The organism is Streptomyces sp. NPDC048417, assembly GCF_040651615.1.
In the GTDB taxonomy this organism is placed as follows: domain Bacteria; phylum Actinomycetota; class Actinomycetes; order Streptomycetales; family Streptomycetaceae; genus Streptomyces.
The window spans coordinates 206529-229845 of the sequence record NZ_JBEZKI010000002.1; the positions used below are offsets into that span (position 1 = coordinate 206529).

Below are 23317 nucleotides of genomic sequence, written 5' to 3' on the forward strand. Positions count from 1 at the left end.
GTCGCGGTGGATGCTCAGTCGAGACAGAACTCGTTGCCCTCGATGTCCTGCATCAGGATGCACGACTCGTTGTCGTCATCGGCAAGCAGTGTGCGCACGTGTACCGCGCCGAGCGCGACCAGTCGTGCGCATTCGGCCTCCAGCGTGGCGAGGCGCTCTTCACCCACGAGTCCGGTACCGACCCGCACGTCGAGATGCACGCGATTCTTGACGATCTTGCCTTCGGGAACGCGCTGGAAGAGCAGGCGCGGTCCCACGCCCGAGGGATCACTGCATGCGAAGTAGGTGACCTGCTCCTCAGGGGGCAGCGAGCGATGGTAGTCCTCCCACGTGGCGAACCCCTTCGGGACGGGCGGTACGACGTATCCCAACACCTCGCACCAGAAACCGGCGAGGCACGCAGGTTCGGCGCAGTCGAAGGTGACTTGGAACTGCTTGATCGATGACATCGGCGCACCATAGCAAGGGGACTCTGTCGCACATCTCCCGGCGTGGATCCGCACGTTGTCGGGAAATGGATCCAGCGGAATCGACGCCTCAAGCTCCAGGCCCGGAAGGTGTGTACACAGCTCGCGGTACGGCGCCGGCGCCTTGGCGGAGACACTCTTGCCGCGCTGCAGGCAGCCGGACCGCAATGCCTTCGCGGTGCGGCGGTTGGGCGGTGCCGACCGGTCCTCGTGCATCGTGCCGGCTGAAGACGCCGGACCCCCACCCCACGAGCGGCCGGGATCAGCGTACGCAACGGTGTTCGAAGGACGGTCCGGTGCCGGGCGGCATGGGCAGGCGTGCTCCATACCCGCACGGCGCGGGCGCGATGACCCGACCGGCCCGGCCGGGAGTGCTTGCCGGGCGGCTCTTCGGGTACGGCGTTTGCATAGGTGATACCTGCAATGGCCGCGGGATTCTGAAAGCGATGCCTCCGTGACTGGTCTGAGTGGCTCCAGGGACGAACGATCAGGTGGGCCGCGCGACGGCCCTGTCTCCCTCTCCTCGGCGCTGGTGGACGCCGTGGACCTTCTCACCCACCTGTGGTCGGACGCCGCACAGAGCGCGAACCTGCGCCTGTCGCCGCACCAGCTGCGTGCACTGCGGATTCTGGAGGATGAGCCGGGCCTCAACCTCACCGCCTTGGCGGTGGGCATGAGGATCGGGCTGCCGACCGCCAGCCGGCTGTGCGACCGGCTGGAGGCGGCCGGTCTGCTGGAGCGCGTGCTGCATCCGCACAAACGGCGCGAGGTACGACTCCTCCTGACCCGGCAGGGCCACCGGCTCCTGGACGAGGTGGCCGTGCGCAGAGCGCGCGCCCTGGCCATCGTGCTCGGCGCCATGGAGCCGGCGGAGCGGGAGGCTCTCGGGCAGGGGCTCCAGGGGTTTCTGGCCGCCCAGGCCGCCCAGGACCGCGGTGCGCGGGGGCGCCACGGCCCCGGTCCCTGACGGGGCCCGGCGCGTCGGCCCCGGCGGCCGTGCCGGTCGGGACAGGGAACGGTCGCGACGGAGGGCGGTCGGGACAGAGGACGGTCGGCACGGAAGACAGTCGGCGCGGAGGACAGTCGGGACGGAGGACGGCGGCCTCGGAGGACGGCGGCCTCGGACGTGAGGTCCGCGCTGCCCGGACGGTCGACGGGCAGGGCCGCACGCGGCCGGACTCCGCCTGACTCCGCCTGACTCCGCCTGACTCCGCCGGCGAAAACGCACCGGCACCTGTCGCGGTAGCGCCCTGTCGACGTGTCGTCATGGCGCTACCGCGAGGGGGCGGACCAAGGACCGGACCACATGGCCGCGGCCCGGGCGACCACGCGCCCGGCGCGACAGGCCCTCCGCCGCCGACAGGCCCTCCGCCGCCGACAGGTCCTCCGCCGCCGCCTGGCCCGGCCGGGCGTTCCCGCGGCAGGGCAGCGGACGGACATCCGCAGGGCGCGTCAGGACGGTTGGGGGCGCCCGCGCCAGTCCAGACAGACGGCCAGGGCGTCGTCCTCGGCCACGACGGCTTCACCCCGGTGACCCGCAAGTTCGCGCAGGATGGCACGGGGTACCTCGGCGGCGGGCAAGAGCCGGGTGGAGTGGATGGCCCGGGCGAGCGCCCGATCCCCGTAGGCCTCACCCTTCGGGGAGTGCACCGCGTGCACGCCGTCGCTGACGAAGACGAGCCGGTCTCCGGGCTCGACCTCGAACTCCTGCGCCACGTAGTCCGTCTCCTCGAACATGCCGAGGGGCAGTTGCGCCTCGAAGGGGACACGTTCGACGGTGCCGCCGCGCAGCCGCAGGAGCTGTGGGGAGCCCGCGTCCACGACGCTCACCCGCCCGGTGTCCAGGTCGAAGTCGAACATGAGGACGGACAGATAGCGGTGGCCCCGGTAATGGGCGTAGACGGCCTGGTCGGCCAGGGCCGCCTGGTCGGCGATGGAGATGCCGGCGCGGCGCGCGTTACGCAGGGCGTTGATGGCGAGGCTCGTCAGCAGAGCCGCCTCTATGCCCTCGCCCATGCCGTTCGTGACGTACAGCATCAGACGATCGGCGGTGGCGGACCAGTCGAAGTTGTCGCCGAAGACGGCGTAGGCGGGCTCCAGTTGGCCACCCAGGTCGTACTCGGGCCGGGTGCAGGAGCGACCGGGCAGCAACTGCCACTGCATCTCGGCCGCCAGGGTGAGCCGGTCCTTGCGCCGGGCCTGGAGATACAGGTCCGTGTCACGCTCGGCCACGAGCACCTCGTGCGCCAGCACATCGGCGATCTCGGCCAGTTCGGACACACACCCGCGTGCCGCTTCGCCGTCGGGCAGCGTCACGGACAGCACGCCGAGCCGGTCGCCGCGCACGCTGACCGGCAGGTGGACGCGCGTCCGCCGGTCCTGGCCCTCCTCGCAGTAGGGCTCCTGCGAACCGAAGGCCCGACCGGCAGGACTGCCGTGTACCGGCACCGGCACCAGGTTGTGCGGCCGTACCGACACCGGTTGCAGTGCTGTCAGGCCGTAGTCGGCCATGAAGAGCTCGACGGCCTCCGCGCCGTACAGCTCGGTCAGCACGACGCGGACGGCGTCGAGCAACTCGTGGGGAGCCGCTGTGCGCACAGCGCGCTCAGCGGTCTGGAATCTGTTCACGATGAGGAATGCACCATTCTTTCTCCCGGCAACGTGCGGGCCCGGCCGAGTGGGCGGGGCGTCGCGAAGAGCCGCGTCGGTCGTTCCGAGGGGGGTCCGTGTGGGCTGGGGCTCCTAGTAGGCTGAAAGGTGCCCCAGTGCCTGCGAGAGTGTGATCGTGACTGCCTTCCGCCGCCGCCCAGAGCCCGATGAGGTCGCACGCGTGACCACCAAGGCCGTCGAGCTGCTGGAAGTTGTGTGGGGCCGTGCCTCGACCGCGCCTACCTCTGCCTCCCAGTTGCGGGTGCTGCACATCCTGGAGCACCACGACGGCATCAACCTGCGCACTCTCGCCGAGTCCCTGGCCTCCACCCCTCCGTCCACGAGCCGACTGTGCGACCGGCTACAGGCCGCGGGATTCATCGAGCGCATGGTGGGCGCGGAGGACCGACGCGAGGTACGGCTGCATCTCAGCGGCCGGGGTCGCTCCTTCCTGGCCGATCTGCGTGCCCGCCGGGAGAGTGAGCTGCAGAAGGTGCTGGCGGACATGCCCGCCGCCAAGCGTGTCGCCCTCCTGGAGGGGCTCGAGGCGTTCTGCGCCACCGCGGCGACGCAGATACCCGACGCGGCCCCCGAATCCGACAGCCGGACCGCCTGAACAGCCCTTCACGGCACCGGTGCCACCACCGCTCCGTGACGGTGGCGACCGGCGCCAGGGGCGGTCCCTGTCCACCGGAACATTCCAGGTCCTTCCCCGTGTACGTCCGACTCGGTTACTCTGTTGCCTCATGGCTATTATTGTCAAACGACAACAGTCCTGAGTGCCGCTCTCACTCCGTCCGACTACCCCCGTATTGACGCGATCCGCGGTAACTGTGCGGCATGTCTCATAAATCCGGAGACTGGAAGTGATCTGGAACGTCCAAAGGGTGACCGGAGCGCGCGCACACACCGCACGGCCCATCAAAAGCCCGTGACACGAGGATGGCGCGCATGCCCGCGGCTCCCGAACTGAGAGTGCACATCGACCGCGGTGAGCAGACCTTCGTGATCACCGTGCGCGGCCAGGTCGACTACGCCGACGCCGAGGGCTTCGAACAGGCCTGGGAGGCGGCCGACCGTGCGGCGATGCCCGTGACAGCGGTCGATCTGACGCACGTCACCTTCGCCGACAGCATGCTCCTCAACGCCCTCGTCGAGGCCCGTCTCCGCCATCGGGCCACCGGACGCGACCTGGTGCTGATCGGCCCCCTGCGGCCGGCCGTCAGCCGGCTCCTGACGATCACCGGCGCCATCCGGCTGTTCACCATCACCGAGACCGGCCCCAGCGGCGACGGGGCGGCCGCCTCGTGAAGGGGCCGACAGCGGGTGGGACGAGCCTTCCCCGCGTGACGGTCAGCGGGCCACGCGGTGATGCCGTCCCCCGTGCCGGAGTCGGACCGCGGCGTAGGCGAGGTCGGCGAGAAGCACCACCCCACCGATGATCAGCAGGTAGAACAGTCCGTGAGCGGTGAACCCGATGATGCCCAGGACGAGGGCCACCAGGATCAGAAGCAGGAACAGGCTCATCGGCTCTCCTGTCGGCTGTCGGCTGTCGGCTTCGGTGGGTCAGCGGCGGGCGAGGCGGCGCTCACCGCCGGCGCCCGGGGTGTAGTCGAGTGCGTAGTGCGCGAACACCGCAGGCTCCTGCGAGGCCGGCAGCTCGCCGTCCGTGTCGATCGCGGGCGCCTTCTTGACGGTGTCCTTGTCGTAGGCGACCTTCAGATAGTCAGGACCGACGGTCGCGTCCGCGAGCGGAACGAACACCAGGCGACGACGGGTGGGCAGACCGACCGTCACGGTGGCGTAGAAGGGCTGGTCGGTCGCGGTGTCGACGTAGACCGATTCCAGTAGGCCGACCTTGTGCCCGGAGGCGTCGACCACGTCGTGACCGCGCCACTCTCGGATATCGCCTGCTTCGAACATCAGATACCTCCGTGGGAACGAGTACCCCTGATCGCACGCTTGACGCCGTCGACCGGCCGCACCGCCGCAGGGGCGCGCCCTGCGTCCACGGGGCGCCGCTCCCCCGTCGCCGGCAGTGCTCGCCGGCAGTGCTGAGGTCAGGCTCTGGGGGTGCGCGTCATCGGGGTGTCAGCAGGGCGCCACCCGGATGCCCACGAGGCAGGTGTCGTCGTCGGTGTCGGATCTGCTGTGGGTCAGCAGGCGGTCCAACTGCTGCTCCAGGGTCGACGGAACCGTGCGCGCGGTCGTCAGCATCTGCGCCAGGGACTCCTCCACGGACCGGTCACGGCGCTCGATCAGGCCGTCCGTGTACATCAGCAAGGTGTCGTCGACGGCGAGCTGCACCTCGTGCTCCTGGTACTCGGCCTCGGGCACGGCACCCAGCAGCAGCCCCTTGACCAGGGGCAGCGGCTCCGCCTCACCGCCGCGGACCAGCACGGGCGGCAGATGCCCGGCCCGCGCCCAGCGCAGGGTGTGACGGTCGGGGTCGTAGAGACCGCACACCGCGGTGGCGGTGACGGAACCGGTCAGGTGATGGGTCACCATGTTCAGCCAGGACAGCAGCTGCCCCGGTCCGGCACCGGTCACGGCGAGCCCACGCAGCGCGTTGCGCAGGACGACCATGCTGGTGGCCGCCTCGATGCCGTGTCCGGCGACATCGCCCACGCACACCAGCACCAGCCGGGACGGCAGCACGACCGCGTCGTACCAGTCGCCGCCGACCAGATGCTGGGTCTCCGCGGGCCGGTAGCGCACGGCCAGGTCCAGCCCGGGGACCTCCAGCGGGGCCTGCGCGGGCGGCATGATGGCGTGCTGGAGCTGGAGGGTGAGCCGGTTGCGTTCGCTGGCCTGCTGCTCGGAGTGGGCGAGCTGGACGCGGGTCGCGGCGAGCGCGACCTCGGTCCAGTGGTGCGCGGAGATGTCCTGGTAGGCGCCGCGTACGACATACAGCTGCCCGCCGGAGTCGAGGACGGGTTCGGCCGCCACCCGGATATGGCGGGTGACCCCGTCGGGGCGCTGCAGGCGAAAGGCCGTGGACGCGGGCCGGCGGTGGTGCAGCAGGGTGCGCAGGAAGCGGCCGATGGTGACGGCATCGTCGGGATGGGCATGGGCCGGCAGGTCCTCCAGCGGCACCGGAGCGCCGGAGGCGGGTTTGCCGTAGAGGTGGTACAGCTGGCCGTTCCAGGTGATCTCGCCGGTCAGGAGGTTCTCCTCGAAGCCGCCGATACGGCCCAGGCGCTGCGCGTGCTGGAGCAGGCTGGCCAGGCGGGCCGTCTCGTCCTCGATGCGCCAGATGAGCAGGACGCAGCCTCCGTGCCGGCTGACGTTGATGTCGGCGACCGCCGCCAGGGGGACCTCGTCGACCAGGGCGGTGAGCCGCATGCGGTGGGCGCGGTAGGGCTCACCGGTGGCGTAGACGCGCTCGATCCGCTCGAAGAGCTCGCTGTGGCCGGCGGCCATCGGATAGGTCTCCAGCAGCAGGGCGCCGTTGATGACGGCCCGGGGCCTGCCGCCGGGGTCCAGGAAGCGGCCGTTGACGTGGTGGATGCGGAAGTCGACGAAGTCACCGTCGGCGTCCAGATGCGGCATGAGCACCAGGGCGGGGTCGTGGAGTCCGTCGGCCAGGTCCATCAGCTCGGTGACGCCGGGCAGGACGGGCCGGCCGACGTCGCCGTGGGCCTGGTCCGGGGATCCGGTGTCCAGGGTGTGCGCGCAGAGTTCGGCCAGGGCCTCGATCTGCCGGACGACCGGCGCGGGAGGCGTGTCCAGCGGCGCGGGCCAGACGATCTCCAGTACGCCGTGAATGCGTCCGCCGGTGCCGGCCGCCACGGCGACCCGGCCGCCCTCGGAGTGGTGGTGCTGGCCGATGGAGGGCAGCCCGGTCTCGGCCAGGCTGCGGATCCAGTGCCCCGATCGCTCGGCGAGGCCGCGGCGGCCCACCGTCGCCACCCCCGGCGGCACATGGCGCCAGCGCCCGGCCTCGGCGGAGGAGAATCCGGCGTGGCCCGCCAGGGTGAGGGAGCCGTCGGCGCCCAGTGCCCAGATGGCGACCGCCTCCGCACCCAGGGGAGCCAGCGCGTGTTCCAGCAGGGACTCGGCCACGGCCTGGGTGTCCTGGGCGGCCAGCGCACCGCTCTCGGCGGCCCGCAGTCGTACGGCGGAGGACTGGCCGGCCGCCGCGTCGGCGGCCTCGGTACCGGCCGCGGTGGCCGCGAAGAAGGCTGCGGTCACCTCCGACATCCGGTCCCGTGCGGCCTGGTTGATGACGTCGACCGCGAACTCCAGGGGTGTCACCCCTGCCTGCTCGGCGAGCTCGGCCAGCTGCCGGGCCGCCTGCGCCGGGCCGCAGCCCAGCCGTTCGACCAGGATGCCCTTGGCCAGCTCGATCAGGGCACGCCCGTCGGCCTCGGCGTGCGCCGCCCGCACCTCGCGGCGCAGACGCTCCACGGTCGCCGCCAGCCTGCCGAGGGGGGACGACCGGCCGGGCCGGTCCGGTTCACCGGTGGCGGCTTCCCGTGTGCTGCCGACCGCACCGGGCGGCTCGACTCCCGCCGGGCCGACGCCTTCCGGCGTACACGGCCCGCCCGCCAGGTCGTCGGGCCCGGGCGGTTGGGGAGGTTCGGGAGATGGACGGAGATCACTCACGGTGGGCCTGTTTCTCGGCTGGGACACCCGGGGCGTTACGCGGCCGGCTTGGTGGACGCGGTGGCGGTGACGCGCTGTCAGACGGCGAGCCAGCGACGGACGCGGGCGATGAGGTCGTTCGTGTCGACGGGCTTGGTGATGTAGTCGTTGGCCCCCGAGGCGAGGCTCTTCTCCTGGTCGCCCGGCATGGCCTTCGCGGTGACGGCGATGATGGGCAGCTCCGCGTACCGGGGCATGGCGCGGATCTCCGCGGTGGCGGAGTAGCCGTCCATCTCCGGCATCATCACGTCCATCAGCACCAGGCAGATGTCCGGATGGGCGAGCAGCATCTCGATGCCCTTGCGGCCGTTGTCGGCGTGCAGGACCTGGAAACCGTGCAGTTCCAGCACGCCGCTGAGGGCGAAGAGGTTGCGTGCGTCGTCGTCGACCACCAGGACCGTCCGGCCGAGGAAGGAGTCGTCCACCACCTGCGCGGCCGGGCGGTGCGGCTCCTCGGCGCGCACCAGCGACAGCACGTCGCCGGGCTGTTCGGCGGACAGGTGCAGGGTGATGCGCTCGCGCAGCTCGTCCAGACTGGACAGGAAGTCCAGCGGCCGGCCGCCCGCGAGGGCACGCAGCGCCTGCTCCTGCGCCAGATCCACCCGATGTCCGGTGTGCACCAGGACGGGCACACTGGCCAGCGCGGAGTCGCCGCGCATGGCCTCCAGGAAGTCCGCGCCCTCTTTGCCGGGCATGCCCAGTTCCAGGACGACGCAGTGGCAGGGTTCGGCCGCCAGCGTGCTCGCCGCCTCCTGCGCCCCTACGGCGGTGATGAGGTCGATCGCACCGTGCGGATCGCCGGGGTCGTGCGCGAGGTCCGCCACCGCCCGCTCGGCGACCAGGGTGAGCAGACCGCGCGGACGCTCCTCGATCACCAGGAGACGGCGCCTGGGGTGTTCGGGGACCGGCACGGGCCCGGCCGGCAGCCGGGGCGCCGGTGCCGCCTCGGACATGGCGACGGCGCGGGGCTGCTCCACCGGCCGGCCGCCGGTCTCCAGCAGCTCCTCGAAGTCGGCGCGCGCGACGGGCAGGTACAGCGTGAACGTGCTGCCCTGGTCGGGGGTGCTGTCGACGGTGACGGCGCCGCCGAGCAGATGGGCGATCTCCCGGGTGATGGACAGGCCGAGACCGGTGCCGCCGTACTTGCGGCTGGTGGTCCCGTCGGCCTGCTGGAAGGCGCCGAAAATCGTCTCCAGCTGCTGATGGGGGATGCCGATGCCGGTGTCGACGACCCGGAAGGCCACCACCGGACCACCGCGGAGGACGACCGGCGGCACCTCCCGGTCGGCGGCCGGTTCGATCCGTAGCTGAACGCCGCCCTGTTCGGTGAACTTCACCGCGTTGGAGAGCAGGTTGCGCAGGATCTGACGCAGCCGGGAGTCGTCGGTGAGCAGATCGGCGGGTGTGCCGGGCGCGGTGGCCACCGTGAACTCGAGGCTCTTCTGCGTCGTCATCGGCCGGAAGGTCGCCTCGACGTACTCCAGGAGCTGACGCAGCGGGACCCGCTCGGGAGCCACGTCCATCTTGCCGGCCTCGACCTTGGAGAGGTCGAGGATGTCGTTGATCAGCTGCAGCAGGTCCGAGCCCGCCGAGTGGATGATGCCCGCGTACTCGACCTGCTTCGGGGTGAGGTTGCGCGAGGGGTTCTGCGCCAGCAACTGGGCCAGGATCAGCAGGCTGTTGAGCGGGGTGCGCAGCTCGTGGCTCATGTTGGCCAGGAACTCGGACTTGTACTTGGAGGCCAGCGCCAGCTGCTGCGCCCGGGTCTCCAGTTCCTGCCTCGCCTGCTCGATCTGGAGGTTCTTCGCCTCGATGTCGCGGTTCTGCGAGGCCAGCAGGGACGCCTTCTCCTCCAGTTCGGCGTTGGAGCGCTGCAGTTCGTCCTGCTGCACCTGCAACTCCTCGGACCTGGCCTGCAGTTCGGAGGTCAGCCGCTGGGACTCTCCCAGCAGCTCGTCGGTGCGCGCGTTGGCCACGATGGTGTTGAGGTTCACGCCGATGGTCGGCATCAGCTGGGTGAGGAAGTCCTGGTGGATCTGGGTGAAGCGGGTCAGCGAGGCCAGTTCGATCACGCCGAGGACCTGCTCCTCGACCACGATGGGCAGCACGACCAGGGCACTGGGCACGGCCTGCCCGAGTCCGGAGGAGATGGTGACATAGCCCTCCGGCAGCTCCTCGACGGTGATGACGCGCCGGTTGCGTGCGGCCTGCCCGACCAGGGAGCGCCCGACCGGGATACGGGTGGGCCGCTCCGCGTCGTCCGGATAGCCGTACGAGCCGACCAGGCGCAGTTCGTGGCCGCGCTCGGTGTCCTCCGCCAGGTAGAAGGCGCCGTACTGGGCCGCCGCCAGCGGGGTGAGCTCGTCCATGATCAGCTCGGCGACCACGGGCAGGTCGCGGTGGCCCTGCATCAGGCCGGAGATCCGGGCGAGGTTGGTCTTGAGCCAGTCCTGTTCCTGGTTGGCCCGGGTGGTCTCGCGCAGGGACTCCACCATGGAGTTGATGTTGTCCTTGAGGTCGGCGACCTCGCCCGACGCCACCACGGTGATGGAGCGGGTCAGATCGCCCTCCGCGACGGCACTCGTGACCTCGGCGATCGCCCGCACCTGCCGGGTGAGGTTCCCGGCCAGCTCGTTGACGTTCTCCGTCAGCCGCTTCCAGGTGCCCTCGACACCCTCCACCTCGGCCTGACCGCCGAGCCTGCCCTCGCTGCCGACCTCGCGGGCGACACGGGTGACCTCGGCGGCGAACGACGACAGCTGGTCGACCATCGTGTTGATGGTGGTCTTCAGCTCCAGGATCTCGCCCCGGGCGTCCACGTCGATCTTCTTCGACAGGTCGCCGCCCGCCACCGCGGTCGTCACCAGGGCGATGTTGCGGACCTGCCCGGTGAGGTTGTTGGCCATCGAGTTGACGTTGTCCGTCAGGTCCTTCCAGGTCCCGGCCACGTTCGGCACATGGGCCTGGCCGCCCAGGCGCCCCTCGGTGCCCACCTCGCGCGCCACCCGGGTGACCTCGTCGGCGAACGCCGACAGCGTGTCGACCATGGTGTTGATGACCTCCGCCAGCGCGGCGACCTCGCCCTTGGCCTCCACGGTGATCTTCTGCGAGAGGTCGCCGCGCGCGACCGCCGTGGCGACCTGGGCGATCGACCGGACCTGCCCGGTCAGGTTGGACGCCATCACGTTGACGTTGTCCGTGAGGTCCTTCCACGTCCCCGACACGCCCGGCACGATCGCCTGCCCGCCGAGGTTGCCCTCGGTGCCGACCTCGCGGGCGACGCGGGTGACCTCGTCGGCGAAGGCGGAGAGCTGGTCGACCATCGTGTTGATGGTGTTCTTGAGCTCCAGGATCTCACCGCGGGCATCGACGGTGATCTTCTGCGAGAGGTCGCCCTGCGCCACCGCGGTGGCCACCTGGGCGACATTGCGGACCTGGGAGGTGAGGTTCCCGGCCATGAAGTTCACGGAGTCCGTCAGGTCGCGCCAGGTGCCCTTGACCCCCTTGACGTCCGCCTGGCCGCCGAGACGGCCTTCGGTGCCCACTTCGCGGGCGACGCGGGTGACCTCGTCGGCGAAGGCGGAGAGCTGGTCGACCATCGTGTTGATGGTGTTCTTGAGCTCCAGGATCTCACCGCGGGCATCGACGGTGATCTTCTGCGAGAGGTCGCCCTGCGCCACCGCGGTCGTCACCTGCGCGACATTGCGGACCTGGGAGGTGAGGTTCCCGGCCATGAAGTTGACCGAATCGGTCAGGTCACGCCAGACACCGCCGACCCCGGGAACCTGCGCCTGGCCGCCCAGCCGTCCCTCGCTGCCTACTTCGCGGGCGACCCGGGTCACCTCGTCGGCGAAGGCGGAGAGCTGGTCGACCATCGTGTTGACGGTCTCCTTCAGCTGGAGGATCTCCCCGCGCGCGGGCACGTCGATCTTCTGGGACAGATCGCCTCTCGCCACCGCCGTGGCCACCTGGGCGATGTCACGGACCTGCGTGGTCAGATTGCCCGCCATGGCGTTGACCGAATCGGTCAGATCCGCCCAGGTGCCGGAGACCCCGGGGACCTGCGCCTGGCCGCCCAGCGTGCCCTCGGTGCCCACCTCGCGCGCCACCCGCGTCACTTCGGAGGTGAACAGGGACAACTGGTCGACCATGCCGTTGAAGACCGTGGCGATGTCGCCGAGCAGGCCCTGTCCGTCGGAGGGCAGCCGGGTGCCGAAGTCACCGTCCCGTACCGCGGTCAGGCCGGCCAGCAGCTGCCGCAACTCCTGCTCGCCCGGCCCCTGGACCTGGGCGTCCATCGACATGCCGCTCATGCACACCCTCGTTCCGCTCCCCAGAGTCCCCACCCCGAGGACCCGGAACCTCGCCGGAGCCGTAGGGCTCCGCCCACCAGCGGCGATTTCGCGTTCGGCAGCCTCGCCCGATGGGAAATCGGTCGCAGATTAACTCAGTTGTCGGCCGACAACCAAAGTCTGGCGCGAGTATGACAGCGCACCGAAATCAGGGGGCGGGTAGGGCGGAATGCCGAGGCCGGTTCGGGGTACCCGGCGAGATCGGCCGAAGGTGGACCCCTGGAGGGACGCCGTCGGTGGATCCTGCCGATGGCCGCCACCGAACCCACCCGGCTCGGCCCACCCGGCTCGGCCCGGCTCGGCCCGGCCCGGCTCGGCCACCCGGCCCACCCGGCTCGGCCCGGCTCGGCCCGGCTCGGGTCGGCCCGGCTCGGCTCGGCCACCCGGCCCACCCGGCTCGGCCCGGCTCGGCCCTCAGGAGCGGATCAGAGCCCGCCAGGACCGCCCCGGGCCCAGGACGCCATCCGCGGCACGCCGGCGCAGCCGGACCGACCGGCTCACGGCATCACAGCCCGACCGACCGGCTCACGGCACCGGTGCCGCCGTCACGGCGCTTGCGTTGTCGGCGTCACGCCGCGATGGCGTCCCGCACGGTCGGGTGGCAGGAGGCGAGGGTGTCGAGTCCCACCAGCTGCACGGTGCGCAGAACGGAGTCCCGGACCCCCGCGAGACGCAGCCACCCCTGCGCGGCCCGAGTCGCCTGGTGGGCGGCGATCAGGGCGTTGATCCCGCTGGAATCCATGAACGTGACCCCGCTCAGGTCGACGACGACCCGGGAGCCGGCGGTGGGGTCCGCCGGAGGCATGGCCCGGGCCAGGGCGCCCACACTCTCGTAGTCGATCTCGCCGCGGAGGCCGAGCACGGTGATGCCGTCGACGTCGGTCCGGGTGACGGACAGCTCGCCGTGATCCATCGCTCTTTGTTCGTCTGCCACGTGCGTCCTCCGCACCCTCGGTCCGGGCTGCGTCACCTCTTCGCAGCCAACGTGCCCAGGGATGCGGAGCGCAATGCACGAGACGCGGCATCCGAATCGGGGCGGCGCGGGAGTAACACGGCGGATCGCCGGGTAGACGCGCGCCCATGAACGGGGTATCGCGGTTCGCCGGCAGGGAGTCCGTCCCACCCGAGGAGTGTTCCCGGACGGCGGAGGCCGCAGCCGCCGATGCCACCATCGCCCTGGACGGAGCGGACGGCTGTATCGCCGACGCGCGAAACCAGACAGCGCGGTTCCTGACGCGCGCCGAGTCCGAGCAGGGACTGCCGGTGCCGGCCCGCACCCTGGAGCTGGCGCAACTGGTGGTCAGCGAGCTCGTCACCAACGCACTGAAGTACGCGCCGGGACCGGTGCTGCTGCGCCTGGGTGTCGCCGACGGCGCGATGGAGATCGAGGTGTGGGACACCGATCCGACACTTCCGCTGGCCCGGGCGACCGACGCCGGACGGGTGGGCCAGCACGGCCTGGAGATCGTGCTGGCGGTGGTACAGGGCTTCGAGGCACGACGGGAGCCCGTGGGCAAGCGCGTCACGGCCCGGCTGGCGTTGTTCGGCTGACGGCCGCCGGCCGGTGCGATCGTCCCAGCGGTGGAGTCGTCGGCCATCGGCCCGGCCACAGCGCGCACCGCACCCGTTCGGCGTAACGTGAGCCGCCGGGGCGGCTTCGGCCACGCAGGGTGCCGATACCGTGCGTCGGCCCACCGGCCCCCGTGGCCTGCACCTCTCACGAGTCAGGAGCGCATCATGGCGACACCTGTCCGCCGGCCCGCGGGCCGCGGCCCCGCTGCCCGGCGCACCGCCGTCGGGCTCGCCACCACCTTGCTGGCCGTCGGCGCGTGCAGCGCCCCGGCCGCGGGGGAGGAAGCCCACCGCGTGTCCGCCACCACCTGCGCCGACAAGGTCTATACGGGAATGACCCAGGCGCAGCGGGTCGGCCAGCTGTTCATGGGCGGGGTCGCCGCCGCCCGCCCCAGCACCACGGACCTGCGCACCCTGCGTACCTACCATGTCGGGTCCGTCATGCTGACCGGGCGCAGCACCGCCGGCACCACGGCGACGAAGAAGGTCGTCGACGGGGTGCGCGCGCAGGCGGACACGGTCGCCGGGCACCGGGTCGGGCTGCTCGTGTCCACCGACCAGGAGGGCGGACAGGTCCAGGTGCTCAGCGGCCCCGGCTTCTCGGTCATGCCCAACGCCCTGACCCAGGGCACATGGAGCACGACGACGTTGCGCGCCCGCGCCGAGACCTGGGCCAAGCAGCTCAAGGCGGCGGGCCTCGACCTCAATCTCGCCCCGGTCGCCGACGTGGTGCCCGCGAGTCTTGGCACCCGCAACGCACCCATCGGCCGCTACTACCGCGAGTACGGCCACACCCCCGCCGTCGTGACCTCGCGCACCGGTGCCTTCGCCGCGGGCTTCCGCACGGCCGGGGTCATGACCACCTTCAAGCACTTCCCCGGGCTGGGCCAGGTCATCGGGAACACCGACACCACCGCGAACGTCGTCGACTCGGTGACCACCGCCTCCAGCGCGAGCCTCCAGCCGTTCCGCAGCGGCATCGCGGCCGGCACGCCGTTCGTGATGGTCTCCTCGGCGAAGTACACCAAGATCGACTCGAAGCACCTGGCCGTGTTCTCCCCGACCGTCATCAACTCGCTGCTGCGCACCAAGTTCGGCTTCAAGGGAGTCGTCATCACCGACGACATCGGCCAGGCGGTCGCGGTCCGCGCCTACACCCCGGCGCAGCGGGCGGTGGACTTCCTGACCGCCGGCGGCGACATGATCCTCACGGTCAAGGCGTCGACCGTGCCGGCGATGGTGCAGGGAGTGCAGGCCCGGATGGCGACGGACGCCTCCTTCCGCGCCAAGGTCACCGCCGCCGTCCACCGCATCCTCACGGCCAAGGCCAACGCGGGCCGGCTCACCTGCGGCTGAGACCCGCTCCCGACCCGGCCGGCCGGTCCGTATTTACTTACGGCTGGTTGAGCAGTCCAGACTGATAAACCTAGTATTAGTACATGTGAAGACAGACATAGCCTCCGATGCCTCCGATTCCGGCGGTACACGCGATCTGAGCGACGCCTCCCTGCTCGCCGCCGAGCTCCGGCTCGCGGTGGGCCGCATGACGCGGCGGCTGCGGCAGGCCCACGCGGTGGGGGACGTATCGCTCTCGGGCGTGTCCGTGCTCGCCCGGCTGGCCGCCGACGGGCCCGACTCCCCCACCTCGCTCGCCGAGATGGAGCGGGTGCGGCCACAGGCCATGGCGACCACCCTCGCCCAGCTCGAACAGCGCGGCCTGGTCCGCCGAACCCCCGATGCCGCGGACGGGCGGCGGAGCATCGCGGCCGTCACCGAGGACGGGCGGGCCATGCTCGCCGAGCGGCGCTCCGAATCGGTCCAGCGGCTCGCGCACGTCCTTGACACGTTCACCGCCGAGGAGCGCGCGACCCTCGGGGCGGCCGTGCCGCTCCTCGCCCGGCTGGCGGAACAGCTGTGAGCGCGCGCGGCTGGGCCGGCTCCCTGCGCTCGGCCCGCCACAAGGACACCCCGCCCGGTCCGGGCTACAAGTGGGTCGCGCTCTCGAACACCACCCTCGGTGTGCTGATCGCCACGATGGATGCGTCGATCGTGATCATCTCGCTGCCGGCGATCTTCCGCGGCATCGGCCTCGACCCGCTCGCACCGGGCAACATCGGTTATCTGCTCTGGATGATCCTGGGGTACCTGCTGGTCTCCGCGGTCCTCGTGGTCGTGCTCGGGCGGCTCGGCGACATGTTCGGACGGGTGAAGATCTACAACCTCGGGTTTCTGATCTTCGCCTGTGCGTCGGTCGCGCTGTCGCTCGATCCGTTCCGTGCGGGGGCGGGCGCGATGTGGCTGATCCTCTGGCGGATCGTGCAGGCCTTCGGCGGGTCCATGCTCACCGCCAACTCGGCCGCCATCCTCACCGACGCCTTCCCCACCCGTCAGCGCGGCATGGCGCTCGGCATCAACCAGATCACCGCGCTGGCGGGCCAGTTCCTCGGGCTGCTGGCGGGCGGTCTGCTCGCCGTCGTCGACTGGCGTGCCGTGTTCTGGGTGAGCGTCCCGGTCAGCATCACCGGCACGATCTGGTCGTACCTGAGCCTGCGGGAGACCTCGACGGGCCGGCCCGGCCGGATCGACTGGCTCGGCAACATCACCTTCGCGGCGGGCGCCGGAATCCTGCTGGCCGGGATCACGTACGGGATCCAGCCCTACGGCGACAGCGCCACCGGCTGGGGGAACCCGTGGGTACTGACCGGCCTGATCGGTGGTGCCGGTCTGCTGCTGGCCTTCTGCGTCATCGAGACGCGGGTCGCCGAGCCCATGTTCAACCTGGCGCTCTTCAAGAACAGGGCGTTCGCGGCGGGCAACGTGGCCGCCCTGCTGACCTCGATCGCGCGCGGCGGCCTGCAGTTCATGCTCATCATCTGGCTGCAGGGCATCTGGCTGCCGCTGCACGGCTACGACTTCGAGGACACCCCGCTGTGGGCCGGCATCTTCATGCTCCCGCTCACGCTCGGGTTCCTCGTCGCGGGCCCGGTCTCCGGCTATCTGTCGGACCGGTTCGGCGCCCGGTTCTTCTCCACCGCCGGGCTGGTCGTCGTCATGCTGTCGTTCCTGGGGCTGCTCGCGCTGCCCGTCGACTTCGACTACGGGCTGTTCGCGGCGCTGCTGCTGCTCAACGGGCTCGGCCAGGGCATGTTCTCGGCGCCCAACACGTCCTCGATCATGGGCAGCGTCCCGGCCGAGTACCGGGGTGTCGCCTCGGGCATGCGCTCGACCTTCCAGAACTCCGGTACGGCGCTGTCCATCGGTGTCTTCTTCTCGCTGATGGTCTCCGGCCTCGCCTCCTCCCTCCCGGGCACGCTGAAGAGCGGGCTCATGGCGCACGGCGTGCCAGCCGCCTCCGCCGCGCACGCCGCCTCACTGCCGCCGGTGAGCACGCTGTTCGCGACGTTCCTCGGCAACAACCCGATCGAGCACCTGCTCTCCTCCGAGGGCGTCCTGGACCATGTGACCAGCGCCCAGCGGTCCGTCCTGACCGGCCACACCTTCTTCCCGCAGCTGGTATCCGGTCCGTTCCACCACGGCCTGGCCATCGTGTTCGGCGTGGCCGCGGGCATGGCCCTGGTCTCGGCCGTGGCCTCGGCCCTGCGCGGCAGCCACCGGCCCGACCAGGACCGCCAGGACCCTCAGGAGCCGAAGGACCAGCCGCCGGCGCGGACGGCACAGCCCCGGCACAACGCTCCGTCCTGAAAGACGCGGGTGCCCCGGCGGAGGTCCGCCGGGGCACCCGTGTTCCGCTCAGGGAGCGACGGTCACGGGTACGAGGCGAGGTTCGCCACATTGGTCGAGGAGTTCGACGGGCCTCCCGTGTTGTTGATGACGTGGCTGATGGTGCCGGTGCCGCCGAGGGAGACCGTCACCATGCTGGTGAAGCGGACGCCCGAGTTGTTCGGTGCCTCGACGGCGTGCGCCGCGACCACGCTGGGGTTGACGTTGAAGTAGCAGTAGCTGCCGAGGCCGTACACCTGGTGGCTGGTGACCGAGTCGGCGACCTTGTAGGCCGCGTAGCCCTGGGTCGAGCCGTTCATCCAGGCCGCCTGGTTGGGCGGGTCGTACGGCATCTCGTTCTGGTAGAAGTACGTCCGGCCGCCGTTGCCGTTCCAGAGGGTCTGGTACTTCTGGAAGTGCTCGACGAACAGGCCGTACATCGTCACGTTGTCGCCGTTGACGACCAGGCCGGTGTCGGCGGTGTTGCTGGTCCAGCCGACTCCGCTGCCGTGGTCGGCGCGCCAGATCCACATGTGGTCGCCGATGACGTTGTCGCTGTTGACGACCAGGCTCGTGGTGGCCTTGCCGACGCCCGCGCCGCCGACCCGGAAGTACACGTCGTGCAGGGAGGTCGGGTCGGCCGCGTGCGAGGCCGAGGAGTTGCTCGGGCCGACCTCCACCAGCGTGGACGAGTTGGTGGTGCCGGCGTCGAAGAGCAGGCCCGCGATCTGAACGCCGTCGACGTCCGCGACCTTCATGGCGGTGACGCCGTTGTCCGGGACGAAGGTGGCGAGGCCGAGGCCCAGCACAACGGTGTCGGCGCGGTTGATCTGCAGCGTCTGGTCGAGGTGGTAGACACCCGGGGTGACCAGGAGGTTCTTGCCCGCCGTGAGAGCCGCGTTGATCTGCGAGGCGGTGGCCCCCGGCTTCACGATGTAGAAGCTGTCCAGCGAGAGCGACGACCCGGCGGCGGAACCCGAACTCCAGCTGGTTCCACTGGTGTTGGACCGTGCGGACGGTACGAACACCTGGTAGTTGCCGGAGCCGTCGACGTACAGGAACGGCTTCTCACGGGTCACCGGGCTCTGCGCGACCGCGGTGTCCGGCGGGCTCGGGAAGGTGGTGGACGGCACGCCCGTGCTGCCCACGAAGACCATGTTCCAGTTGGAGCCGGTCCAGCTGCCGAGCTGCGAGTTGCGGGTCAGCCACTGCTGCTGGCTGCCGGAGTTGACCTGCCCGTTGATCTGGCTGTCGGCGATCAGGCCGCCGCTGGACCAGCCGCCGTCGTCCAGGGCGAGGTTGCCGCGCAGATGCACCCGGCGGTAGGCGGACGCCTGCGAGACCGCCCAACGGTCGCTGCCGCTCGTCGGGTTGACGGAGAGGTTCTCCGCGCCGCGCCAGAAGTTCTGGGTGGCGTTGCCCTGGAACCAGTCGGCCTCGGCGTGCACCGCGCCGTTGATCGAGACCGCGTCCGGGGACAGACCCAGGCCGAGGACCTGGGTGTAGAAGCCGACGTTGACGTCCGCGCTGTAGGCGCCCGGCTTGAACATCACGGCGTAGCGCTGGGAGCCGAACTGGTTGGTCTGCTGCTGTTGGAAGATCGAGTCCAGCTTGCTCTGGATGGTCGCGGCGGACATCGACGGGTCGAAGATCACCACGTTGGAACCCAGGTCAGGGTTGCTCGTCTGAGCCACGGGCACGACCTGGAAACGCTGGGCGGCGGTGCCGTTGCAGGTGTACTGCACGAACTGCACGCTGTCGGCGGTGGAAGCACTGGGGTCGTCCAGGCACTTGCCGCTGTTGCGGTTGACGAAGTGGTAGGCGCCGCCGCCGTCGTCCACCGGCAGCCACTGCTGGTTGTTGCCGCCGCCGTAGGTCCACAGCTGCACGGCCGCGCTGTCGGCCGTGGAGACGCCGGTGACGTCCAGGACCTCGTTGGTGTTGTTGGCGTTGTTGATGCGGACGTAGCCGTCGCTGGTGGTGGTGAAACTCCACTGCTGGGCGGTGGAGTTGTTGCAGGCGTACTGCTGGACGACGGTGCCGTCGGCGGTGGCGGCCGCCTTGGCGTCCACGCACTTGCCGCTCGCCGCGTTGAGCAGGGTGACGTTGCCGGTGGGCAGCGTGGCGGCGGACGCGGGCGCGGCTGCGCCGGCCGCGGTCAGCAGGGAGGCGGCGACAACGGCCACCGCTGCGGCGGCCGTTGCTCTGCGACGCCGGGGAAGGCTGGGCACGAGTTCTCCTGTTCGGGGGTTCAGCCGGTGTAGCCGGCGAAGACGCGCGTGTAGTCCCAGTTGGACTGGCTCACGCCGGAGCAGCTGTCGGCGGAGCCGCCGGTGCAGGGCCGGTCACGGTTGGCGGACCAGAAGGTGAGCCGGGCCAGGTGGTGCTGCTGGGCGTAGGCGAGGATGGTCCGGAAGTCGGCGACCGTCACGGTCTCGCTGTTGTCGGTGATGCCGTTCATGGACGAGATGCCCATGTCCCGGTAGGCCGTGTCGTCGCTGTAGCCGTACGCGTTCTTCAGCGCGTTCTTGAGACCCTCGGCCGCCTGGGTGGTGAGGTTGCCCATGTTCTGGCCGGCGCCGCCGAAGTCGAACGGCATGATGGCCCAGGCGTCGACGGTCAGCCCGGCGGACGCGGCCCGGTTGATCAGGCTGGTGTCGGGGCCGCTCTGGCCGGTGCCGATGGTGATGTACACCTTCAGGCCGGCGTTGTTGGCCTTCACCGTCTTCAGCGCGTCCACGACCCGCTGCTGCACGGTCCCGTTGCTGTAGGCGTCGGCCTCCAGGTCGATGTCGATGGCCTTGAGACCGCCGTAGGCGTTGATGACCTTCTGGTAGGCCGCCGCCAGCTCGCTCGCGCTGGAGCAGGAGCTCTCCAGCTTGTTGCCGCTGTAGCCGCCGAAGGACGGGATGATGTCACCGCCGTTGGCGCGCACGGTGTTGACGGTCTGCTGGTCGACACCGCCGGTCAGCGCCCGGCTGCCGTCCCACTGCGGGTTGCAGTAGCCGTTGCTGAGGACGAACGCGAGCGTGTAGTACTTCACGCCGGTCGCGTTGGTGATCGTGGTCGGGCTCGGCGGGTCGCCCCAGCCGTTGTACAGGTACGGCGCCACGGCCATCGGCGAGGACGGCGTGGTGCCGCCGTCGGCCGCGGGCGCGGTCCACTTCTGGTTGGCGGTGCCCGCGCAGGTCCAGATCTGTATCCGGGTGCCGTTGGCGGAGGTGTTGCCGGTGACGTCCATGCACTTGTTCGCCTGCGGATTGACGATGTCGTTCGCGGACGAGACGGTCCACTGCTGGTTGGCGCCGCCACTACAGGTCCACAGTTGCAGCTTGGCGCCGTCGGCGGTCGAATTGCCGGTCACGTCGAGACACTTGCCGAGGGCGCGGAGGGTGCCGTCGCTGCCGCGGGTCCACTGCTGGGCAGAGGTCCCGTTGCAGTCGTAGAGCTGGACGGCCGTGCCGTCGGCGGAGCTGGCGCCGGCGACGTCGAGGCACTTGCCGGCGAGGCCGGTGATGGTGCCGGTCGCGGCCTGCGCCGGAGCGGCGGTGAGCAGGCCTGCGGAGAGGGTCAGCGCGGCTATGGAGGCAGCCGTGACAGCCGTGGGCAGAGGTCTGGCCATATGCGGGGGGTGGCCTTTCACGCGGGGGGTGGCAGCACGGTGTGGCCCAACACCCGTTGGTCAGGTGGGTGTTGGCTACACACGTGAGGCTTTGTTTAAGGCGTGAAACTAAAGGTCCGGACCACGGTCGTCAAGGAGGGGAGCGCTCCCCTCCTCGACTCACAGGAAAACGTGACGGTGATGTGAACGCTCCGTCAGGGTGTGGTCACTTCCGCGAACTGAGTGCGGTGCAGTTCGGCGTACCGCCCGTCCGCCCGCAGGAGTTCCTCATGGGTGCCGCGCTCCACGATCCGGCCGGCCTCGACCACCAGGATCTGGTCGGCGGCCCGGATCGTGGACAGCCGGTGGGCGATGACCACGGCCGTGCGCCCCTCCAGCGCCTCGGTGAGGGCCTCCTGGACGGCCGCCTCCGAGGTGTTGTCCAGGTGGGCGGTGGCCTCGTCGAGGATGACCACGCGCTGGCGGGCCAGCAGCAGGCGGGCGATGGTCATGCGCTGCCGCTCGCCGCCGGAGAGCCGGTAGCCGCGCTCGCCGACCACCGTGTCCAGGCCGTCCGGCAGGGACCGTACGACCTCGTCGAGGCGGGCCCGGCCGAGGGCGTCCCACAACTCCTCGTCGGTGGCCCCCGGCCGGGCGAGCAGCAGGTTGGCGCGGACGCTGTCGTGGAAGAGGTGGCCGTCCTGGGTGACCATGCCGAGGGTGGCCCGCAGGGAGCCGGCGGTCAGGTCGCGGACGTCGACGCCGCCGATGCGCACGGCGCCCTCGTCGACGTCGTACAGGCGCGGCAGCAGCTGGGCGATGGTGGACTTGCCGGCGCCGGAGGAGCCGACCAGGGCGACGGTCCGGCCGGGTTCGGCGCGGAAGGAGATGCCGTGCAGGACCTCGGCGCCGCCGCGGCCGTCCAGGGTCGCGACCTCCTCGAGTGACGCGAGGGAGACCTGGTCGGCGGCCGGGTAGGCGAAGCGGACGTCCTCGAACTCGACGGCCACCGGCCCCTCGGGGACCTCGCGGGCGTCCGGCTTCTCCTCGATCAGGGGCTTCAGGTCGAGCACTTCGAAGACCCGCTCGAAGCTGACCAGCGCGCTCATCACCTCGACACGGGCGCCGGCCAGGGAGGTGAGCGGGGCGTACAGCCGGGTCAGGAGAAGGGCGAGGGAGACGACGGCGCCCGGCTCCAGGGTGCCGCGCAGCGCGAACCAGCCGCCGAGGCCGTAGACCAGGGCGAGCGCCAGCGAGGAGACCAGGGTGAGCGCGGTCATGAACACCGACTGGGCGGTGGCGGTGCGCACCCCGATGTCCCGGACCCGGACGGCGCGGGCCGAGAACTCCGCCGACTCCTCCTCGGGGCGGCCGAAGAGCTTGATCAGGGTGGCGCCCGGTGCGGAGAAGCGCTCCGTCATGCGGGTGCCCATGGCCGCGTTGAGCGCGGCGGCCTCGCGCTGCATCCGGGCCATCCGGCCGCCCATCCGGCGGGCGGGCACCACGAACACCGGCAGCAGCACCAGCGCGAGCAGGGTGATCTGCCAGGACAGGGTCAGCATGACCACGAGGGTGAGCAGCAGCGTGACCAGGTTACTGACCACGCCGGAGAGGGTGTTGGCGAAGGCGCGCTGGGCGCCGATCACGTCGTTGTTGAGACGACTGACCAGCGCTCCCGTACGAGTACGTGTGAAGAACGCGACGGGCATGCGCTGCACATGATCGAACACAGCCGTTCGCAGGTCGAGGATGAGTCCCTCGCCGAGCGTCGCCGAGAGCCGCCGCCCGAGCACCCCGAGCGCCGCCTCCGCGACCGCCACAGCCGCGATCAGCAGCGAAAGCCGTACGACCGTGCCGGTGTCGTGCCCCGACACGATCGCGTCGACGACATGGCCGGCCAGGACCGGGGTCGCCACGGCGAGCAGGGCCGTCACCACCCCGAGCAGGACGAAACGGACTATGCCGTGCCGGTGCGGGCGGGCGAAGGCGGCGATACGGCGCAGTGTGGCCCGGTCGAACGGGCGGCGCTCCTGCTGGGCGGTCATCACGCTGTGCAGTTGCGTCCAGGCGGTGGTCTCCATACTCATGAGGGAGAACGTACGACCTCAAGCTTCGTTGAGGTCAATGTCCGCTCGCCGTCCCCTCGTACGAAGGACCCGATGAGCCTCCCGAAGGCCCCGCCCGGCCCTACGAAAGCCGACGCGAAAGCCGATGCGAAAGCCGCCGCGACTGCCCACGCGAAAGCCCGGATGAGCCTCCCCCCTCACCCGCTTCCCGTCCGTCATCCGGCGTCTCCTCTTCCGCCACCC

Annotated in this window: 17 protein-coding genes; 7 read left to right on the top strand and 10 right to left on the bottom strand. The window is 70.7% G+C overall.

What is annotated here, in order from left to right:
- Positions 1 to 14 precede the first annotated feature (14 nt).
- Positions 15 to 449, bottom strand: coding sequence for a VOC family protein (locus AB0D59_RS03600; RefSeq protein ID WP_362560273.1), 435 nt, complete (start codon positions 447 to 449; stop codon positions 15 to 17).
- A 472-nt stretch (positions 450 to 921) separates the two neighbouring features.
- Here AB0D59_RS03600 and AB0D59_RS03605 point away from each other — a divergent pair, with 472 nt between their 5' ends.
- Complete coding sequence (locus tag AB0D59_RS03605) at positions 922 to 1434, top strand: MarR family transcriptional regulator (RefSeq protein WP_362560275.1); 513 nt, start codon at positions 922 to 924, stop codon at positions 1432 to 1434.
- A 485-nt stretch (positions 1435 to 1919) separates the two neighbouring features.
- Here the strand turns inward: AB0D59_RS03605 and AB0D59_RS03610 are convergent, their stop codons facing one another.
- Positions 1920 to 3095, bottom strand: a complete 1176-nt coding sequence (locus AB0D59_RS03610; protein WP_362560278.1) for a PP2C family protein-serine/threonine phosphatase — start codon at positions 3093 to 3095, stop codon at positions 1920 to 1922.
- 202 nt (positions 3096 to 3297) lie between these two features.
- On the opposite strand from AB0D59_RS03610, the gene AB0D59_RS03615 reads away from it, so the two are divergent.
- Both AB0D59_RS03615 and AB0D59_RS03620 read left to right on the top strand, forming a co-directional pair.
- Positions 3298 to 3732: a MarR family transcriptional regulator gene (locus AB0D59_RS03615; protein ID WP_362560281.1), complete on the top strand. Its 435-nt coding sequence runs from the start codon at positions 3298 to 3300 to the stop codon at positions 3730 to 3732.
- 335 nt (positions 3733 to 4067) lie between these two features.
- Positions 4068 to 4427 (top strand): STAS domain-containing protein, encoded by a 360-nt coding sequence (locus AB0D59_RS03620; RefSeq protein WP_362560284.1) that lies wholly within the window; start codon positions 4068 to 4070, stop codon positions 4425 to 4427.
- Between the two features lie 42 nt (positions 4428 to 4469).
- Here AB0D59_RS03620 and AB0D59_RS03625 read toward each other — a convergent pair whose 3' ends face one another.
- From AB0D59_RS03625 to AB0D59_RS03645, 5 genes are all read right to left on the bottom strand, one after another.
- On the bottom strand, positions 4470 to 4643 hold the full coding sequence (locus AB0D59_RS03625) for a hypothetical protein (protein WP_362560287.1): 174 nt from the start codon (positions 4641 to 4643) through the stop codon (positions 4470 to 4472).
- Between the two features lie 39 nt (positions 4644 to 4682).
- Entirely contained in the window at positions 4683 to 5039 is a 357-nt protein-coding gene (locus tag AB0D59_RS03630; RefSeq protein WP_362560290.1) for a PRC-barrel domain-containing protein, read from the bottom strand.
- 168 nt (positions 5040 to 5207) lie between these two features.
- On the bottom strand, positions 5208 to 7724 hold the full coding sequence (locus tag AB0D59_RS03635) for a SpoIIE family protein phosphatase (protein ID WP_362560293.1): 2517 nt from the start codon (positions 7722 to 7724) through the stop codon (positions 5208 to 5210).
- A 77-nt stretch (positions 7725 to 7801) separates the two neighbouring features.
- Positions 7802 to 12076 (bottom strand): HAMP domain-containing protein, encoded by a 4275-nt coding sequence (locus AB0D59_RS03640; protein ID WP_362560296.1) that lies wholly within the window; start codon positions 12074 to 12076, stop codon positions 7802 to 7804.
- A 607-nt stretch (positions 12077 to 12683) separates the two neighbouring features.
- Positions 12684 to 13049: an STAS domain-containing protein gene (locus AB0D59_RS03645; RefSeq protein WP_362560299.1), complete on the bottom strand. Its 366-nt coding sequence runs from the start codon at positions 13047 to 13049 to the stop codon at positions 12684 to 12686.
- A gap of 146 nt (positions 13050 to 13195) precedes the next feature.
- On the opposite strand from AB0D59_RS03645, the gene AB0D59_RS03650 reads away from it, so the two are divergent.
- The 4 genes from AB0D59_RS03650 to AB0D59_RS03665 all read left to right on the top strand — a co-directional run bounded on the left by AB0D59_RS03650 (position 13196) and on the right by AB0D59_RS03665 (position 17389).
- A complete protein-coding gene (locus tag AB0D59_RS03650; protein WP_362560302.1) occupies positions 13196 to 13666 on the top strand; it encodes an ATP-binding protein in 471 nt (156 codons plus the stop codon).
- Positions 13667 to 13852: 186 nt separating this feature from the next.
- On the top strand, positions 13853 to 15043 hold the full coding sequence (locus AB0D59_RS03655) for a glycoside hydrolase family 3 N-terminal domain-containing protein (protein WP_362560305.1): 1191 nt from the start codon (positions 13853 to 13855) through the stop codon (positions 15041 to 15043).
- An 85-nt stretch (positions 15044 to 15128) separates the two neighbouring features.
- Positions 15129 to 15605: a MarR family transcriptional regulator gene (locus AB0D59_RS03660; RefSeq protein ID WP_362560307.1), complete on the top strand. Its 477-nt coding sequence runs from the start codon at positions 15129 to 15131 to the stop codon at positions 15603 to 15605.
- A gap of 23 nt (positions 15606 to 15628) precedes the next feature.
- Positions 15629 to 17389 carry an MFS transporter gene (locus tag AB0D59_RS03665; RefSeq protein WP_362560865.1) on the top strand — a complete coding sequence of 587 codons (1761 nt, stop codon included), beginning with the start codon at positions 15629 to 15631 and terminating at the stop codon, positions 17387 to 17389.
- 62 nt (positions 17390 to 17451) lie between these two features.
- On the opposite strand, the gene AB0D59_RS03670 is transcribed toward AB0D59_RS03665, so the two are convergent.
- The 3 genes from AB0D59_RS03670 to AB0D59_RS03680 form a co-directional block, all read right to left on the bottom strand.
- Positions 17452 to 19638 (bottom strand): RICIN domain-containing protein, encoded by a 2187-nt coding sequence (locus AB0D59_RS03670; RefSeq protein WP_362560310.1) that lies wholly within the window; start codon positions 19636 to 19638, stop codon positions 17452 to 17454.
- A gap of 20 nt (positions 19639 to 19658) precedes the next feature.
- Positions 19659 to 21029, bottom strand: coding sequence for a lectin (locus AB0D59_RS03675; protein ID WP_362560312.1), 1371 nt, complete (start codon positions 21027 to 21029; stop codon positions 19659 to 19661).
- A gap of 194 nt (positions 21030 to 21223) precedes the next feature.
- Positions 21224 to 23089: an ABC transporter ATP-binding protein gene (locus AB0D59_RS03680; protein ID WP_362560867.1), complete on the bottom strand. Its 1866-nt coding sequence runs from the start codon at positions 23087 to 23089 to the stop codon at positions 21224 to 21226.
- Positions 23090 to 23317: the final 228 nt, after the last annotated feature.

Coding starts and splice junctions, on each gene's coding strand:
- AB0D59_RS03655 (WP_362560305.1), top strand. CDS start 13,853: ATGGCGACACCTGTCCGCCGGCCCGCGGGCCGCGGCCCCGCTGCCCGG.
- AB0D59_RS03630 (WP_362560290.1), bottom strand. CDS start 5,039: ATGTTCGAAGCAGGCGATATCCGAGAGTGGCGCGGTCACGACGTGGTC.
- AB0D59_RS03680 (WP_362560867.1), bottom strand. CDS start 23,089: ATGGAGACCACCGCCTGGACGCAACTGCACAGCGTGATGACCGCCCAG.
- AB0D59_RS03650 (WP_362560302.1), top strand. CDS start 13,196: ATGAACGGGGTATCGCGGTTCGCCGGCAGGGAGTCCGTCCCACCCGAG.
- AB0D59_RS03640 (WP_362560296.1), bottom strand. CDS start 12,076: ATGAGCGGCATGTCGATGGACGCCCAGGTCCAGGGGCCGGGCGAGCAG.
- AB0D59_RS03625 (WP_362560287.1), bottom strand. CDS start 4,643: ATGAGCCTGTTCCTGCTTCTGATCCTGGTGGCCCTCGTCCTGGGCATC.
- AB0D59_RS03675 (WP_362560312.1), bottom strand. CDS start 21,029: ATGGCCAGACCTCTGCCCACGGCTGTCACGGCTGCCTCCATAGCCGCG.
- AB0D59_RS03600 (WP_362560273.1), bottom strand. CDS start 449: ATGTCATCGATCAAGCAGTTCCAAGTCACCTTCGACTGCGCCGAACCT.
- AB0D59_RS03620 (WP_362560284.1), top strand. CDS start 4,068: ATGCCCGCGGCTCCCGAACTGAGAGTGCACATCGACCGCGGTGAGCAG.